General features: G+C 36.0%; 23 protein-coding genes, 1 other RNA gene and 1 other annotated feature. Of the genes, 2 read left to right on the top strand and 22 right to left on the bottom strand.

The genetic code is table 11. The features are described 5' to 3' along the window. Position 1: 1 nt before the first annotated feature. The 22 genes from recR to R4Y45_RS02675 form a co-directional block, all read right to left on the bottom strand. Entirely contained in the window at positions 2–598 is a 597-nt protein-coding gene (gene recR / locus R4Y45_RS02780) for a recombination mediator RecR (RefSeq protein WP_339969045.1), read from the bottom strand. A 17-nt stretch (positions 599–615) separates the two neighbouring features. Beyond that, positions 616–921: a YbaB/EbfC family nucleoid-associated protein gene (locus R4Y45_RS02775; RefSeq protein WP_339969043.1), complete on the bottom strand. Its 306-nt coding sequence runs from the start codon at positions 919–921 to the stop codon at positions 616–618. A 15-nt stretch (positions 922–936) separates the two neighbouring features. Beyond that, entirely contained in the window at positions 937–2,628 is a 1,692-nt protein-coding gene (gene dnaX, locus R4Y45_RS02770; RefSeq protein WP_339969041.1) for a DNA polymerase III subunit gamma/tau, read from the bottom strand. 60 nt (positions 2,629–2,688) lie between these two features. Then, an RNA gene (gene ffs / locus R4Y45_RS02765) (signal recognition particle sRNA small type) lies at positions 2,689–2,772 on the bottom strand. 16 nt (positions 2,773–2,788) lie between these two features. Further along, on the bottom strand, positions 2,789–3,298 hold the full coding sequence (locus R4Y45_RS02760) for a nucleoside deaminase (RefSeq protein ID WP_339969039.1): 510 nt from the start codon (positions 3,296–3,298) through the stop codon (positions 2,789–2,791). Continuing rightward, on the bottom strand, positions 3,299–3,907 hold the full coding sequence (locus R4Y45_RS02755) for a class I SAM-dependent methyltransferase (RefSeq protein WP_339969037.1): 609 nt from the start codon (positions 3,905–3,907) through the stop codon (positions 3,299–3,301). 96 nt (positions 3,908–4,003) lie between these two features. Next, complete coding sequence (rplL, locus tag R4Y45_RS02750) at positions 4,004–4,375, bottom strand: 50S ribosomal protein L7/L12 (protein ID WP_339969034.1); 372 nt, start codon at positions 4,373–4,375, stop codon at positions 4,004–4,006. 50 nt (positions 4,376–4,425) lie between these two features. Next, entirely contained in the window at positions 4,426–4,935 is a 510-nt protein-coding gene (rplJ, locus tag R4Y45_RS02745) for a 50S ribosomal protein L10 (RefSeq protein WP_339969032.1), read from the bottom strand. 45 nt (positions 4,936–4,980) lie between these two features. Beyond that, positions 4,981–5,106: a sequence feature (ribosomal protein L10 leader region), on the bottom strand. Positions 5,107–5,142: 36 nt separating this feature from the next. Continuing rightward, positions 5,143–5,829 carry a 50S ribosomal protein L1 gene (gene rplA / locus R4Y45_RS02740; protein ID WP_339969030.1) on the bottom strand — a complete coding sequence of 229 codons (687 nt, stop codon included), beginning with the start codon at positions 5,827–5,829 and terminating at the stop codon, positions 5,143–5,145. Positions 5,830–5,920: 91 nt separating this feature from the next. Then, positions 5,921–6,346, bottom strand: coding sequence for a 50S ribosomal protein L11 (gene rplK, locus R4Y45_RS02735; RefSeq protein WP_056974494.1), 426 nt, complete (start codon positions 6,344–6,346; stop codon positions 5,921–5,923). A 125-nt stretch (positions 6,347–6,471) separates the two neighbouring features. Beyond that, positions 6,472–7,011, bottom strand: coding sequence for a transcription termination/antitermination protein NusG (gene nusG, locus R4Y45_RS02730; protein ID WP_339969028.1), 540 nt, complete (start codon positions 7,009–7,011; stop codon positions 6,472–6,474). Between the two features lie 104 nt (positions 7,012–7,115). Further along, a complete protein-coding gene (secE, locus tag R4Y45_RS02725) occupies positions 7,116–7,286 on the bottom strand; it encodes a preprotein translocase subunit SecE (RefSeq protein WP_339970244.1) in 171 nt (56 codons plus the stop codon). 5 nt (positions 7,287–7,291) lie between these two features. Further along, positions 7,292–7,441 carry a 50S ribosomal protein L33 gene (rpmG, locus tag R4Y45_RS02720; protein WP_339969026.1) on the bottom strand — a complete coding sequence of 50 codons (150 nt, stop codon included), beginning with the start codon at positions 7,439–7,441 and terminating at the stop codon, positions 7,292–7,294. Positions 7,442–7,530: 89 nt separating this feature from the next. Further along, positions 7,531–8,934 carry an amino acid permease gene (locus R4Y45_RS02715; protein WP_339969024.1) on the bottom strand — a complete coding sequence of 468 codons (1,404 nt, stop codon included), beginning with the start codon at positions 8,932–8,934 and terminating at the stop codon, positions 7,531–7,533. Positions 8,935–9,064: 130 nt separating this feature from the next. Then, positions 9,065–9,283, bottom strand: coding sequence for a P8 family protein (locus R4Y45_RS02710; RefSeq protein ID WP_339969021.1), 219 nt, complete (start codon positions 9,281–9,283; stop codon positions 9,065–9,067). 62 nt (positions 9,284–9,345) lie between these two features. Further along, complete coding sequence (locus R4Y45_RS02705) at positions 9,346–9,921, bottom strand: sigma factor (protein WP_339969019.1); 576 nt, start codon at positions 9,919–9,921, stop codon at positions 9,346–9,348. A 116-nt stretch (positions 9,922–10,037) separates the two neighbouring features. Continuing rightward, on the bottom strand, positions 10,038–10,790 hold the full coding sequence (rlmB, locus tag R4Y45_RS02700) for a 23S rRNA (guanosine(2251)-2'-O)-methyltransferase RlmB (protein WP_339970243.1): 753 nt from the start codon (positions 10,788–10,790) through the stop codon (positions 10,038–10,040). Beyond that, a complete protein-coding gene (locus R4Y45_RS02695; protein ID WP_339969017.1) occupies positions 10,777–11,196 on the bottom strand; it encodes a Mini-ribonuclease 3 in 420 nt (139 codons plus the stop codon). Before R4Y45_RS02695 ends, rlmB begins: the two co-directional genes overlap by 14 nt. Next, a complete protein-coding gene (cysS, locus tag R4Y45_RS02690) occupies positions 11,186–12,607 on the bottom strand; it encodes a cysteine--tRNA ligase (RefSeq protein WP_339969015.1) in 1,422 nt (473 codons plus the stop codon). Before cysS ends, R4Y45_RS02695 begins: the two co-directional genes overlap by 11 nt. A 115-nt stretch (positions 12,608–12,722) precedes the next feature. Continuing rightward, a complete protein-coding gene (gene gltX, locus R4Y45_RS02685) occupies positions 12,723–14,207 on the bottom strand; it encodes a glutamate--tRNA ligase (RefSeq protein ID WP_339969013.1) in 1,485 nt (494 codons plus the stop codon). Positions 14,208–14,272: 65 nt separating this feature from the next. Continuing rightward, entirely contained in the window at positions 14,273–15,649 is a 1,377-nt protein-coding gene (gene radA, locus R4Y45_RS02680; RefSeq protein ID WP_339969011.1) for a DNA repair protein RadA, read from the bottom strand. 18 nt (positions 15,650–15,667) lie between these two features. Beyond that, a complete protein-coding gene (locus tag R4Y45_RS02675) occupies positions 15,668–16,207 on the bottom strand; it encodes a dCTP deaminase/dUTPase family protein (protein WP_339969009.1) in 540 nt (179 codons plus the stop codon). 107 nt (positions 16,208–16,314) lie between these two features. On the opposite strand from R4Y45_RS02675, the gene R4Y45_RS02670 reads away from it, so the two are divergent. Both R4Y45_RS02670 and rpiA read left to right on the top strand, forming a co-directional pair. Then, positions 16,315–16,596 carry a GNAT family N-acetyltransferase gene (locus R4Y45_RS02670; RefSeq protein ID WP_339969007.1) on the top strand — a complete coding sequence of 94 codons (282 nt, stop codon included), beginning with the start codon at positions 16,315–16,317 and terminating at the stop codon, positions 16,594–16,596. Positions 16,597–16,620: 24 nt separating this feature from the next. Beyond that, complete coding sequence (gene rpiA, locus R4Y45_RS02665; protein WP_339969005.1) at positions 16,621–17,310, top strand: ribose-5-phosphate isomerase RpiA; 690 nt, start codon at positions 16,621–16,623, stop codon at positions 17,308–17,310. The last annotated feature ends 71 nt before the right edge of the window (positions 17,311–17,381 follow it).

Raw genomic sequence — 17,381 nt, 5'->3', positions numbered from 1 at the left:
TTTAAACTTCTTGGCGTCCTGTCATCGCACGCTTTAAAGTTAAATCATCTGCATATTCAATGTCTGAACCTACAGCAAGACCGCTAGCTAAGCGTGATACCTTAATACCAGAGGGCTTGATTAATTTACTTAAGTACATAGCTGTTGCTTCTCCTTCAGAAGAAGAATTTAAAGCTAAAATAACTTCTTTAACCGAATGATCTTGTAGTCGTTTAATTAATGATTTGATATTTAAATCATCAACAGATACCCCATCCATTGGCGAAAGCACACCATTTAAGACGTGATATAGCCCAAAATACTCGCCCATGTTCTCAAATGATAAGATATCTTTGGGCTGTTCTACAACCAAAATGGTGCTCCGGTCTACACGCTCATCTCGACAAATTTCACAAGGATCTGCTTGCGTAATATTGCCACAGATAGAACAGTAATGCAGTTCTGTTTTAACCTCGACTAAACTCTTCGAAAAATCTTGAATATCTTCATTTTCCATATTCAATGTAAAAAAAGCTAACCGGGTAGCTGTCTTTTGACCAATACCCGGTAGCTTCATATAACTTTCGATTAATTTAGCGATTGGCAAAGGATATTGCATATCATCGCCTAACTTTCTTACATTAATCCTTTAGTATATTTACCTAATTTTTGTTCTGTTTCTTGATTGATTTGTGTGATTGCTTGGTTTACAGCATCAATAATTAAATCTTGTGCCATATCTGGATCTTCTGGATCCATCACTTCTGGGTTAATTTGTAAATCAATCATTGTTTTGTCACCTTTAAAAGTTGCAGTCACATAATCATTTGCTGATTTACCCACAAATTCTTGCTCGTTTAAAGCATCTTGTGTTTTCTTAACCTCTTTTTGCATTTTTTGCATTTGTTTCATCATGCCGGCCATATTTCTGCCACCCATCATAAGCAATACATCTCCTTAATCTTTTATTGATATAAATTCTGAACCAAAAAGTTCTTTTGCTTTTGATACAACATCACTTTCTGATTTCTCTTCTTGTATTTTATCATCTTGTTGCGGTTTTGACGATTGAATTTCATCTTTATGATTTTTCAAAAAGTCTTGTCTCAAAACTGGCCACTCTGCTGTTGGAACCAAAATAATTTGACGAGACTCTGTCAGTTCTAATTCTAGATAACGATTTAACTCATCAAGTAACTCTTGATCATCGAGTACTTTTTCAAACCAAATGTCATACTCAAACGCAATCACCACTTGAGTAGGGCTAGCTGCTACTGGTTTTGAAACTTCCATCATCGCACGTTTTGAAGGTGCAAGTGCTTTTAAAACATCCTCCCATACACTGACAACTTGTTTGAGATCTGCTTTAGTAGCTGTTCTTAAAACATCATAAACTTGTTGTTGATAATTGTGACGACGTTTTTTTTCAACTGATGGTTTTGGTGTCTTGACTGCTGGTTGTGAGTTCTGATTTTGTTGAATAGGTTTTGTCTTTAAATGCTCAATCTCTTGTAATGCCTGACTCAATTTTTGATTTAAGGTCCCTATTTCTTCTTGAATGTGACTATCACTGGCATTTGTAGTTGTCGGTAAATAATTCAATGACTTCACAACAAAAACATCCAGTATCGTTTTTTGTTGGGTGCTATATTTCAGGTTATTAAGCCCTTCATTAGCATACTCAATCATAGCTAACAGTTGCTCTTGTGAAGAGCCTTCAACTAATTTTGCCAGTTCCGTTTGATGAGCGACATTCTTTTGGGCTAATAACAGCTCAGTCAAAACATTAATAGCTTCCGTTAAAATATTTCTAACGGTAATACCTTCATTTTGTAAATCAAGTCCCTGTTTCAAACTAGCTGTCAGATCTTTAGCTAAAATGGTCGTTAATAAGTTCTCTATAGCTTGTGTATTCGCATAACCCGTTGTTTTTTCTACTTCTGCAGTTGTCACTCGATTATCAGAATTAAACGAAATAATCTGATCTAAAATACTTAAAGCATCTCGCATACCACCGTCAGAAACCTTGGCAATCATTTCAATTGCTTCAGACTCATATTCAATGTTCATATCATCTAAAACTTCAATCAAATGATTAGCTATGGTTGTAACTTGTAGGTTTTTAAAAATAAATTTTTGTGTTCTTGAAATAATAGTTGCTGGCACTTTTTGAAGTTCAGTTGTCGCCAAAATAAAAATAACATGTTCAGGCGGTTCTTCAAGTGTTTTTAATAAGGCATTAAAAGCGCCCATTGAAAGCATGTGAACTTCATCAATGATATACACTTTGTATTGCCCTTGTGAGGGTGCATATTTAACTTTATCACGAATATCTCGAATTTCATCCACACCATTGTTTGATGCAGCATCAATTTCAAGCAAATCATTTAAGCTGCCATTGTCTGAAGCAATACAGTTTTCACATTGGTTACAAGGTTCCCCATCTGTTAAATTCGTACAGTTAACAGCTTTAGCTAAAATTTTGGCACAACTTGTTTTACCTGTTCCACGTGGGCCAGAAAATAAATAAGCGTGACTAACTTTATCAGCTATTAATGCATTTTTTAAAGTTTGGGTAATGACCTCTTGTCCAATAACATCTTTAAATTGACGTGGACGCCATGTTCGATATAAGGCTTGATAACTCATAATTCCCCTCTTTACGTAAAAAACTCATAGCCAATACGGCTATGAGTTTGTTGTATTTTCATTAAAAGGCACATGCTATCACAAACTTAGTGCTGCTTTCTTCCGAACCTGACACGATTCATAAGGACAACATTGCCTAAGGCCCTACGGCCAGTATCTATCATAACGTATCTGTATTATTATTTCTACCCTTTTTTAAAAGTTTTTGTCGTTTTCTGATATCTTGGAAAAAAGATTTTAATAACTGTTTTCCTTGATCTAAATATAGACCACCATGAGCTTTGGGGTGATGATTCAATTTTTCGATTGTAAACAAATCAAGAACTGAGCCACATGCTCCCGCTTTAGGATCAAAAGCTGAATAATAGACAGTATCAATACGACTATTAATAATCGCCCCTGCACACATGGGACAAGGTTCTAGTGTCACAAATATCTGACAATCTTCTAGTCGCCAACTTTTTAACCGTTCACAAGCCATTCTAATTGCCGTTGTCTCAGCATGAAGTGTAGCGTCTTGCTTTTCTTCACGTTCGTTGTGACCGACTCCAATAATCTGACCGTCTTTTACAACAACCGCGCCAATGGGCACTTCGTCTTTTTGACGTGCTTTTTCAGCTTCATCAAAAGCAGCCTGCATAAACCGTTTTTTATCTTCCTTTGAAATCATCTAAGCTTCCTTTACTGACTGTAAAATATAATACCCTTTATCTTTAGCTACCACTTTTACGTTACCAAAAGTTGCTTGCATTAATTTTTTAGCCGAAGGAGCCCCTTGTTTTTTCTGTAAAACAGCCCATAATTGCCCCCCTGGTACTAAGTGATCAAAAGCATCTTTTAACATGGTTGAAACAATTGTCTTTCCAGCACGAATCGGTGGATTAGTTGCAATCCCGGCAAATTTCTCTTCAACATTATCGTAGCAACTGGATTCATAAATCTTAATATTATCAATTTGATTGGTTTTCGCATTTTCTTTAGCCAATTGCAGACTTCGTTCGTTAACATCAACCATATGCACTAAGTGATCTGGGAAAGTTTTAGCTAAATATAGCCCCATAGGGCCATATCCTGTTCCTAAATCGAGCAGAATTCCTGAGACAAAATCAGCAGATTTTGTGATTGCTTTTAGTAAAGCTAGTGAGCCATAATCGATTCTATTTTTTGAAAAAACACCGTTATCTGTTTTAAATGTCAAATGCACATCATTTAAATCAAGTGACACTTCTTGATAATGATGTTCAGATGTCGGTGCTTGCGTAAAGTATTGTTCTTCCATCTCTTTAATTTCCTCAATTACTCTTTTTCTTAATTTTATAGTGAATAAAAAAAAGATGCAATCATAACGATTGCATCTTTTTTAGGAAATGAACAATTATTTAAGAGTAATTGTTGCGCCAACTTCTTCAAGTTTAGCTTTCATTTCTTCAGCAGCATCTTTGTCAGCAGCTTCTTTAATTACTGAAGGTGCGCCATCTACAAGACCTTTAGCATCTTTCAAGCCAAGACCTGTGATTTCACGAACTGCTTTAATAACTTTAACTTTTTCGCCACCTGTTTCAGTTAGCTCAACGTCAAATTCTGTTTGTTCTGCAGCAGCATCGCCACCAGCAGCACCAGCAGCAGCAGCAACAGGAGCAGCAGCTGTAACGCCAAATTCTTCTTCGATTGCTTTAACTAGGTCGTTTAATTCAAGAACGCTAGCTTCTTTAATTTGGTCAATGATTTTTTGTGTATCTAAAGCCATTTTATTTCCTCCGAATGAATAATAATTAGTCTAAATTATTTTTAATTTAATTAAGCGGCTGAACCATCATCATCTTTTGATTCTGCAACGTTCTTAACCGCATAAGCAAAGTTGCGGACAGGTGCTTGAAGCACTGATAACAACATTGATAGTAGGCCATCGTGACCTGGTAGTTGTGAAATTTCTTGAATTTGTTCAAGAGATGCAACAGTACCTTCGATAATTCCACCCTTGATTTCAAGAGCTTCGATATCTTTAGCATATTTTGCAATGATACGTGCAGGTGCTACAGCATCATCGTTAGAAAATGCTACAGCAGTAGGACCTGTGAAAGTTTCATCAAGACCTTCGTAACCTGCTTTATCAGCTGCACGACGTAAAATTGTGTTTTTAACAACTTTCATTTCTACGCCATTTTCACGTAATTCGCGACGCATGTTTGTTACTTGGTCAACGTTTAGACCTAAGTAGTCGATGATAACAACAGAAGTTGCATCGTTGAATTTTTCAACAATTTCATCAACAAGTTGCGCTTTTTTAGCAATAGCTGCTTCACTCATTTATTTCACCTCACTATATTCCAATTTTATATTATGATTTTTGTCTACCACATTAGAAAGACTCCATACCAAAAAAGTATGGAGTCAAAACTCGCATCATTTTCTGGCCTCAGCGGGAAATTAAGATAGATTATCTATCACCCGAGTCTTAGGTAGAAATCATAATTACAGTATAGCCTAGTTCATTGACTGATGTCAATCAATTAATTAAGCGTTTGGGTTCAAGTGAACACCTGGTGTAAATGTTGATGTCACAGAAACGCTAGTTACGTATTGTCCTTTAGCTGATGCTGGACGAGCACGTAAAATAACATCGTTTAGTGCGTTAAAGTTTTCAACAAGTTTTTCATCTGAGAATGAAACTTTACCGATTGGTGCGTGGATTAAACCAGCTTTATCAACACGGTATGTTACTTGTCCAGCTTTAACGTTTTTAACTGCAGTTTCAACATCCATTGTAACTGTACCAGTTTTAGGGTTAGGCATTAAACCTTTAGGTCCAAGTACACGACCTAATGGTCCAACTTTGGCCATCATTTGAGGTGTGGCAACCACAACGTCAAAATCTAACCAACCATCTTGAATGCGTTCTACTAAATCGTCAGAACCTACAACGTCTGCACCTGCAGCTTCTGCGGCTTTAGCTTGTTCACCTTCAGCGAATACAATAACACGTTGAGTTTTACCTGTTCCGTTTGGAAGAACAAGTGCTCCACGAATTTGTTGATCAGCTTGTCTTGGATCAACGTTTAAGTTGTAAGCAACTTCAACAGTTGCATCAAATTTTGCGTAATCCATTTCTTTTGTTAAAGAAACAGCTTCTTCGATTGAGTATTGTTTGCTTGAATCAACTTTTTTCAAAGCTTCAATATATTTTTTTCCATGCTTTGGCATGTGTTTTCCTCCTTGCAAATGTGGTCATCGGATTTATAATCCTCCCACTTGATTTGTTAACTTTCATTAACAATCCGACGCTGTCATGAAATTAGTCTTTTACGACAAATCCCATACTTCTAGCAGTACCTTCAACCATGCGCATAGCTGCTTCTACATCAGCAGCGTTTAGGTCTTGCATTTTTGTTTCAGCGATTTCTCTAACTTGATCTTTTGTAACTTCAGCGACCTTGTTTTTGTTTGGTTCGCCTGAACCTTTAGCTACTCCGGCTGCTTTAGTTAATAAAACAGCTGCTGGAGGAGTTTTTGTAACAAAATCGAATGAACGATCTTCATAAACTGTAATCACAACAGGAATAATCATTCCTTGTTGGTCAGCAGTTCTTGCGTTGAAATCTTTTGTGAAACCAACAATGTTGATCCCAGCTTGTCCTAGAGCAGGTCCAACTGGGGGAGCAGGAGTTGCTTGTCCTGCAGGAATTTGTAATTTAACAATGTTTGCGACTTTTTTTGCCACGTGACATACCTCCTCAAGTCCGTGTGTGGTTATAGTGGGGATGTATATTTCCCCTCCCACATATACTAAACATACTTGACTAACATAACACTAAAATGTTGTTTTTGCAAGCTTATTTTTATTGATTAAAATTTTTCTACTTGGTTAAAGTCTAGCTCTGTATCAGTTTCTCGACCAAACATTTCTACTTCAACGTGCAGCTTAAATTTCTCATTATCAACTTCGATAATTTTACCAGCCATACCTTCAAAGGCACCTTCTTTGATAGAAACTGTTTCGCCTACTTCGAAGTCTTCTTCACTATAGCGAGTTGTTGCACCCATATGTTGTAAAATATGGTCAATTTCTTCATCAAGTAATGGTGCTGGTTTACTTCCGGCACCGTGACTACCCACAAATCCGGTAACACCTGGTGTGTTTCTAACCACAAACCATGATTGATCAGTCATAACCATTTCAACTAAAACATATCCTGGGAAAGTTTTTTCCATTTCAACTTTTCCACTATTTTCTTGGTCATAACTTTTTTCTTCAGGTACAGCAACTCTAAAAATATGATTTTCCATTCCCATAGTTTGTGCACGGGATTCTAGGTTAGCTTTAACTTTATTTTCGTATCCTGAATAAGTATGCAAGACATACCACTTTTTCTCATGTGATTCCATAGTGACTTTACTCCTTAATTTTTCGCAAAATAAAAAATCCCCACACAGCATGGAGATTTATCGGCGACTTGAGTATATCAAATATTTATAATTTTGACAATTGATTAAAAGATTGAAGTCATGAGTGAACTGAATGCCCAGTCTAGTAATCCTAGGTATACAGCAAACATGATTGTTGTTGAGATAACAACCCATGTGTCATGGCGATTTTCTTTAAGTGTAGGCCATGAGACTAATTTCATTTCAGCAAAAACACTCTTTAAAAATTTCATAATAACTCCTATCTCGTTTCTTTGTGTAACGTATGTTTTCCACAATGTTTACAAAACTTTTTCACTTCTAAACGTTCAGTACGGTTTTTATTTTCAGACACTGTATAGTTACGTGATCCGCAATTAACACAGGCCAAAGCTACTTTTCTTAATGGCATAGTTCTCTCCTTAATAAGTCAATATAACAATAGCAAAAACTATTTTTAAAGTCAAAACAAAGTGACAGCTCAAACAAAAAAACTAAACGTTAGCGTTTAGTCTTTTGAACTTTACTATTGTGACGACCATATGTGAAGTAAATAATTAATCCAAGTACAAACCAGATACCAAATACTTGCCAAGTCAATGCTTTAAGTTGTGACATTAAAAAGACACAAGCTAAAAATGACACAATTGGAAGTACTGGGTAAAATGGTGCTTTAAATGGATGGTCCAATTTATCGTATTGTTTTGAATTACGTAAGAAGATAATTCCAATTGAAACTGTTGCAAAAGCAAATAAGGTTCCAATATTAACTAACTCTGTAATTTTATCCAATGGTATAAAGGTTGCAAAAATAGCAGCAACAACTGTAAAAATAACTGTATTTGTAACAGGAACGTGTGTTTTAGGGTTAACTTTTGATAATGATTTTGGTAGTAACCCATCACGACTAATTGCAAAAATCAAACGTGTTCCACCATAAGCCATAACAAGTAGCACCGTTGTCATACCTGCAACAGCACCTAATGAAACGATTCCCGACACCCAGTTTTGGTTGATAAATTGTAGTGCAAAGGCAACAGGGTCACCAACGTTTAGTTGTGTGTAGTGAACTACCCCAACTAAAACAATTGCAACTGCTGCATATAGTGCTGAAGCTACAATCAGACTTGAAATGATACCAATTGGCATATCTCGTTTAGGATTTTTAACTTCCTCAGCAGCCGTTGAAACCGCATCAAACCCAATATAAGCATAAAAGGCAATCGCTGCACCAGATAGCACGCCAGGAAGTCCGTTTGGCATAGCTGGAGAGTAGTTTTCAGGTTTAATATAAAATGCCGCAACCACTACGAATAACACAATAACTGCAATTTTAATGAATACCATAATTTCATTAATTTTAGTTGATTCTCTCAAACCTAGGCTAAGTAGGAATCCAATTACCAAAATAACTAACCCAGCAACTAGATTGACACCACCATGACCATTTTCATAAGCCTGAGTTAAAAATCCTGGTAAGTGAATTGAAAACCCGCCTAATAGGTTTTGGAAATAAGAAGACCAACTAACTGCTACTGATGAAACCGCAAATAAGTACTCAGATACTAGCGACCATCCAATAATCCAAGCTACAATTTCACCAAAAACAACATAAACATATGTATAGGCACTACCTGCAAGTGGAATGGTTGAAGCAAACTCTGAATAACACAAAGCTGCTAAAGCACAAACCACGGCTGCAATGATAAAGGATAAATAAGCACTTGGTCCAGCGTGAAGTGCTGCAATAATACCAGGTGTAATAAAGATACCTGCACCAACAACCGCCCCAACTCCCATTGAGGTCAATCCTAGAGCACCTAAGGTTTTTTCTAACTTACTATTTTTAACTTGATTTAAATCAACTGTTCTTTTTTTGAACAACCCCTGAAAAAAATCACTCATAAGCTCACCGTCTTTCTTTTCTCGAAAATTAGATATAGATTAAATTTTATCTTATTTTACCTACCCTGACAAGAAAAATCTAACACAAAAAAAGAGCTGTCAACAAATGATAGCTCTTTTTAAGCAAATCTTATTTTAAATGAGATTCGACAAATTCTTTGATTTTTGAATCTTCACAGTCCATAAATGGACGCATTTTTGATTCTGTCTCCAATGTGTTCTTGTTATTGTGGTCCATGAAGTAGTCCCATAGGGCATCTCTTACAGGGATGTCGCTATTGCTCCAATCAAACGCATCAGACATTTTTGTGTCCAATAATAATTTTTGATCAACATATGCAGTTGCCATAGTAACTACCTCCTATTTATTTTTTACAAGTTTAGTGTAGTTCCACCCATACAAAAATACAACTAATAAGACTCATTTTCTGTTAAAAATTGCAATAATTTTTTTCGACAGCGATCTTTAGCAGCCCGTACCCGTTTTTGTTCAGCTTCAGTTAAGTTCTCTAACATCTTTTCCCCTAAAATAATTTGTAAGGCTTTGAGTTCAATAATAGACAATAATTTTAATTGCTCTTCAAGTTTTGAATAATCCACAAATCTTAAAGTTTGTAGTGTCATTTCAAAATAAACTTGTGGTGGGACAATACCTAACTCTGAACTTTTTTCATAAGAAAATGCTTCTGTTTGAGATTTACGTTTTTGTGCAGATTCTCTTCTCAAAAGACTCTTAGCATGATTATGTAGTCTGAGTTTGAAGAAACCACCAAATTTTACAGCTTTTTCTATTTTAAATAACTTCGTCGTTTCATAGCAGATAATCATCGCTTCTTGTTGCCAATCGTTGTGGTCATAATCTCTTAAAAAGTAATGATATTTCACACGATTAATCATTGGTTGATAACGGATAACTAACTCATTTAAAGCATCATCATTATCCAACCGTACTAACTGCACTAACTCATTGTCTGTTTTTGATTTCATTATTTTGCCCCTCCTATGTGGCTTTTTAACTATAGCAAGATTGCACTTCAAATAACGTAAATTACGCCCTTATCTACGCAAAAAAATAGAAGTGTCGCATAAGCAACACTCCTATTTTATATTTCTCTTGAACTAAAGGCTTGATACATCAAAACTCCAGCAGCTACACCGGCATTTAAACTTTGAACATGACCAACCATTGGAATCGTTAGCATTTGATCCATTTGTTCTTTTAGTAATCGAGAAATTCCTTTTCCTTCATTTCCGATAACTAAAACTGTTTTACCTTTTGCATTCCATTTACGGTAATCTTGGCCTTTCATATCTGTCCCAAAGAACCAAAAGCCAGCTTTTTTCATTTTATTAACGGTATTAACCAAGTTAGTCTCACGAATAACTGGCACATGATTAATCGCACCTGTTGAACTTTTAGCCACCACACTTGTTAGTCCTGTAGCACGATGTTTTGGAATAATAATCGCATCAACGCCTGTGGCATCAGCTGTTCTTAAAATTGAACCTAGATTATGCGGATCTTCAATCGAATCCAGCATCAAAATCATCGGATTTTTGTTTTCAAGTTGAGCCAAAGTTTCATCCAAGTCGGCATATTCAAAACTCGCAATCGTTAACACAATTCCTTGATGATTAGCCTGATGGCCCACTAGTTTTTCAATTTTATTTTTAGGGACTTCTTGTACTACAACACGTGATTTTTTAGCTAGTCCTCTAATTTCCTTTTCAAAATCAGCACTCACACCATTTTGTAAGAAAATTTTATTAACACGTGAGCCTTCATTATTTTTTAAATAATCAACGGCTGCATGCTTCCCATACACAAATTCCTGGGATGGTTTATTTGAATCTATACTCATTATTTGCTCCTGATTCTACTTTTTCGATACACCAATTCGTCAATTCAATGACACGATCATCTTGATGGTCCAATGATAAGAAGCCAAAGACAGCTTCAAACCCTGTTGATAGATGATAGGTTGCAGTTGAGGTGTTTTTAGCCTTGGTATGACTTTTAGCATTACGTCCACGCATGAAAATTGCAAGTTCTTCTTCAGTTAGGATATCTTCATCTTGCATTCGTGTAATTAAAGCTGCTTGTGCTTTAGCTGAAACGTATTTTGTTGCGGTTTTTTGTAGTTGATTAGGTCTAACAATACCTGATTCGACTAAGTGCTTACGAATTAAAATCTCATATGCCCCATCTCCTACATAAGCTAGGGTTACCGCATTTAAAATTGACGGATCTTTAATCTTCATTTCTCTTCCACCTTGTTCCTTGAGGTGTGTCTTCAATGACAATCCCCATATCTTTTAATTGGTCCCTGATTTGATCACTTGTTTGGAAGTCTTTTTGACTTCTGGCTTCATCTCTTTTTTGGATGAGTGCTTCAACTTCTTTTGATAAATCAGCTGATTGGTCTTCAAATTGCACGCCAAAAACGGTCATGATTTTGACAAATTCTGCTTTAAAGTCTGCTAAAACAGTTTTATCAACAGTTGACTCTTGTAAATGTTGATTAATAGCACGCATTAATTCATAAAGAACGGTTAGTCCATTTTGAACATTAAAGTCATCGTCCATTGCTGTTTGAAAGTCGCTAATTTTGGTTTCAACGAGTTCTTTCAATTCTGTATTCGTTTTAGATTCTGTTTGATCATTCAAGCGATAATCGATATTTTGAGACAAGTTTTTAAAATATTGCACACGTTCACGTGCTTCTTGCATATTATCGTCATTGTAATGAATTGGACGGCGATATTGGGTGCTTGCCATAAAGAAACGTAAGACGGTTGCATCTTCTTGTTTTAACAAATCGTGCACAGTTACGAAGTTACCAGCTGACTTACTCATTTTTTCGTTTTGATTACCAACGGTTACAAACCCGTTATGCATCCAGTAATTGACAAATTTTTGTCCAGTTTTGGCTTCGCTTTGTGCAATTTCATTTTCGTGATGTGGAAATTGTAAGTCTTGTCCACCACCGTGAATATCAAATGTTTCACCTAGTAGTTTAGTTGACATCACCGAGCATTCAATATGCCAACCTGGACGACCTTTACCAAATGGTGAATCCCACGCAATCTCTGAATCTTCTTTTTGGGGTTTCCATAATACAAAATCAAGTGGGTCTTCTTTAGTTGCCACTTCCTCTTGCGTTAAATGCTGAGAAGCCCCATTTTCTAATTGTTCGATATTTTGTTTGGATAGTTCTCCGTAATGTTGAAAATGACGAGCACGGAAATAAACATTACCTGAAACTTCATAAGCATAGCCTTTTTTAACTAAAGCTTCAATAAATTCGATAATATCTCCAATCATATGTGTGGCTCTTGGATTATCAGTTGCAGGCTTAATATTTAACGCTTTAGTGTCAGCCATAAAAGCATCGATAAAACGATTAGCTAATTCATCCACGGTAATATCTTCTTTTTTAGCTTGTTTAATCATCTTATCGTCAACATCCGTGAAATTAGAAACATAAGTCACGTTATAGCCACGATATTCTAAATAGCGGCGAATCGTATCAAACGACACCGCACTTCTAGCATTTCCAATGTGAATATAATTATATACAGTAGGTCCACAGACATACATCTTCACTTCATTTTCATGAATAGGTTTAAATGGTTCTTTTTCTCGAGTTAACGTATTGAAGATTTTTATCATCTTTGCGGATCCCTTCTAAGTTTTTTAATGAATAGTTTTATTATATAAGTTGTGAGCACAATTATAAACCGCAAAATAAAAAAAGCGACTTGAGTCATTCAAGTCGCTTTTAAATTTAGTTCATTTGATCAAGTGTTTGTTGAATATGTTTCATCGTTTTTTGACGACCTAACAATTCAATTGATTCACCGATTCCAGGTCCGTGCATTGAACGTGTTGTTGCAATACGGACTGGCATGAACAATTTACGTCCTTTAACCTTGGTTTCTTTTTGAATTTCTTTGATAACAGCCATAATTTGAACACTTGTAAAGTGGTCTAGTTGTTCTAGCTTATCGTGGAAAGCTTTTAAAACAACCGGTGCTGTTTCATCGGCAAGTTCTGCCATTGCTTCTTCAGAAAGTGTATCTGGTTCTTTAAAGAAGATGTCCGCAAATTCTGCAAGTTGTGCTGTATAACTCATTTGTTCAGCATAAAGTGAGACTAATTGGCGAACCCATTCAATTTTTTCAGGAGTTGGATCTTTTTCAACAAGCCCTTTTTCGATTAAGTTGTGTAGAGATAAGTCTAACAACATGTCAGGGTTAGCGGTTTTAACGTACTGGTTGTTAACCCATTCTAATTTTTTAGCATCAAATGATGCTGGAGATTTACTCAATCTTTCAGGATCAAATGCTTTAATTAGTTCTTGTTTAGAGAAGATTTCATCTTCACCGACTGGGGACCAGCCTAGCAAAGTAATAAAGTTAAACATTGCATCAGGTAAGTAACCTAATTCACGGTATTGTTCGATGAATTGTAAGATTGATTCATCACGTTTTGATAATTTTTTACCTGTTTCAGTGTTAACGATTAAAGTCATATGACCAAATTCAGGACGGTCCCATCCTAATGCATCATAAATCATCAATTGTTTTGGTGTATTTGCAATATGGTCATCTCCACGTAGAACGTGTGAAATTTCCATTAAGTGATCATCAACAACAACTGCAAAGTTATAAGTTGGCATCCCATCACGTTTTTGAATTACAAAATCGCCACCAACAGTATTTCCTTCAAAACTAATTTTACCTTTAACAATGTCATCCCATTCGTATAACTCATTTGGCACACGGAAACGAACAACAGGTGTTAGCCCTTTAGCTTCTGATTCTTGTTGTGATTTTGCGATTTGGTCATCAGTCATGCCAGCGTATTCATAAACATAGTGAGGTGCAATACCTTTTTCGATTTGTGCTTCACGTTCAGCTGTTAAGTCATCTTCTGTTTTATATGAATGATAAGCTAGACCTTGATCTAGTAGTTGTTGAATATATTTTAAGTAAATATCCTTACGCTCTGATTGACGATAAGGACCGTATTTACCACCAACATCTGGACCTTCATCCCAGTCAATTCCTAACCATCTTAAGTTATCTAATTGGCTAGTTTCACCATCTTGAATGTTACGTTTTGTATCAGTATCTTCGATACGAACAATAAACTTACCCTTGTTATGTCTAGCAAATAAGTAGTTAAATAATGCAGTTCTTGCATTCCCAATATGCAAGTGTCCTGTAGGACTTGGTGCATAACGCACTCTCATTTTATTTTTACTCAATCCAAACGCCTCTTTCATTTGTAATACGCTATAAGTGTACAGGTTTCTTTTAAAAAATTCAAAACTTAAAACAGGTAATTTAGTGCTTGTTGGAGCGATACTACGGGTACGATTTCAATTCCATCAAATTGCTTTAATGAATCCACCAAATTATTCTTAGGAATATACACGCGTTTAAAGCCTAAATTACGTGCCTCTTTAATACGATCTTCAATTTGAGTTACACGTCTAATCTCACCAGTTAACCCAATTTCACCAATAAAACAATCAGTTTGCTTGATTTCTTTTTCTTTGTAACTAGAAGCGATTGCCACAGCAATTGCCAAATCAATAGCAGGCTCATCCAGACGAACACCACCCGTTGCCTTTAAGAAAGCATCTTGATTTTGAAGTAGCAAGCCACCACGTTTTTCAAGTACCGCCATAATTAAGGCAACACGGTGAGTATTAAGTCCCGTTGAGGTGCGTTTAGCATTACCAAAAGCAGTGGGGGTAACAAGTGCTTGAAGTTCTACTAAGATTGGGCGAGTTCCTTCCATTGAAACTACCACAGCTGATCCAGTACTATTAGGCAATCGTTCATCTAAAAAGATAGCCGAAGGATTTTTGACTTCTGCTAAACCTTCACCCTTCATTTCAAACATTCCAATTTCATTAGCGGCTCCAAACCGATTTTTAACTGATCGAATAATACGATAAGCATGATGAGCTTCACCTTCAAAATATAAAACCGTATCTACCATATGCTCTAAAATTTTTGGTCCAGCAATCCCGCCACTTTTAGTGACATGCCCCACTACAAAAACCGTAATTTGATCATTTTTAGCAATCTTCATTAACTCAGAAGTGACTTCTTTAACTTGCGAGACACTTCCGACTACAGCATCCAGTTCAGGTTCATTCATCGTCTGAATTGAATCGATAATCAAAAAGTCCGGTTTCATCTCATTAATTTGTTGGCGAATTTCACTCATATCTGTTTCTGAATAAATATATAATTGTTCAGAATCAATTCCTAAACGTTGAGCTCGCATTTTAATCTGGTTAGGACTTTCTTCTCCAGAGACATAAAGTACCGTTTGCTTTTCAGCTAATGCACCACAGACTTGCAGCAATAGTGTCGACTTTCCGATTCCTGGATCTCCACCTAGCAGTACTAATGACCCTTTAACCGCACCACCACCTAACACACGGTCTAACTCATGAAACTGAGTTGAAGTGCGATTTTCTTTAGTCGACGTAATCTCGCCTAGATGTTGCGGTTGTCGAATACCAGTTGTTGTCATTCGCCGACTTGGTGTTGCTTTACTAGAAACTTTGGTTGTTTCTTTTTTTGTTTCAACAAACTGATTCCAAGCCTGACAATTAGGACATCTTCCTAAATAACTGGCTGAATGATAACCACAGTTTTGACAAGTATATTCAATTCTTGGCTTTGCCAATCAACTCGTCCTCCTTTTTTACATACCTGATGAACCAAATCCTCCTGTTCGTTCTTTTTGATCATTTGATTCATCATCAACAGTTAGATAAGGCATAAAAATACCTTGACCAATACGTTCACCTTTTTTAATTCTGATTGTTTTAGGCCCAAAGTTTAATACTTGAATAAAAATTTCACCTTCATTTTTATCGTTGCCATAATAATCTGAATCAATAATTCCCACACCATTAGGGAAAACAAGTTGGCGTTTAATTGGGTTGCTAGAACGATTAGCTAACATTAAATACTCGTCTTCTCCCATATAAGCTTTAATTCCTGTTGGCACTAAAAATGGACGTAGTGTTTCATTAGCTAGCTGTTCATCTTGTTTAGTCAATTTATGACCATTTTTAATTAAGCGAAAAATACGCACAAAATTTAGCTTCCAGATTGATGGAATCTCAAAGTCTTCTGCCGCCTCAAAGTCATATCCAGCAGCACCTCTTGTTTGACGTTTTGGTAAATTTAGTCCCATATCTTGGTAACGGGTTACAATTTCAAATCCTCTTTTTTTCATAAAGAACTCCCTCATTTTATTTTGTATGATTTATTATAAACAAGATAACCCATAATTTCATTGATATTACTAAAAATTTCTTAGACAATAGAGATGGAGGTGATAATGTGGAATTTTTAGAAGAAAAGAATCGATTCTACCAAGTAGATGAGGAACAAAAACTCATAGCAGAAATTCGATTTGATACAATTAAAGATAATCAAGTATTGGTTATCGAACATACCTTCACGCGTCCTGACTTTCGTGGACAAGGTATTGCAGCAGAACTCGTGAAAAAGGTTGTCGATTTTGCAATTAAAAATCACCAACAAGTTCAACCACTTTGTTCTTATGCAAAAAAAGAGTTTATTAAGAACTCTGACTATCAAAAAATTTGGTATAACCATTAATAATTGAAAGGACCTCTACCGATTATGGATCAAAATACACTAAAAAAATCTGCCGCTGAATATGCTTGTGCTAACTTTATACATGATAATATGAAACTTGGCCTTGGTACTGGATCAACTGTTACTTTTTTAGTTGATGCTTTGGGAAAACGTATTAAAGAAGAAAATTTAACTATCACAACCGTCTCAACTTCTTCACGAACAAAACGCCAAGCTGAGAGCTTAGGCATTAAAGTTGTCGATTTAAATGATGTTGACGAATTAGATTTAACTATCGATGGTGCTGACCAAATCAGCTCAGATTATCAAGGTATTAAAGGTGGCGGAGCTGCTCATACTCTTGAAAAAATTGTTGCAACAGCTTCAAAACGCAATCTTTGGATTGTTGATGACAGTAAACTAGCTGAACCTTTTGGCTCTTTCCCACTACCAGTTGAGGTATTAAAAACCGCATTACACCAATTATTACTTAAATTCGAAGCCAAAAACCTTAACCCTAAACTTCGTTTAGACGAAAATGGCGAGCCAGTCAAAACTCATTTTGGCAATCTCATCGTTGACTTACACCTAGGTGAAATTAAACAACCACACGAGCTTGGCCAATATTTAAAATCTCAAGTTGGCGTCGTCGAACACGGTCTATTTCTTGATACAGTCAATACAGTTATCGTCGGTCGTGAAGCAGGTCCTGAGTGTATCGATACAATTCGTTAATTAAATATTAATAAAAAATTAGAAAAATATATTAATTTGAGGTACAATGACTTCAAGATTCAAATTACATA

The organism is Holzapfeliella saturejae, from assembly GCF_037546065.1.
GTDB classification, from domain to species: domain Bacteria; phylum Bacillota; class Bacilli; order Lactobacillales; family Lactobacillaceae; genus Holzapfeliella; species Holzapfeliella saturejae.
This window is presented reverse-complemented; position numbering and strand designations above follow the sequence as displayed.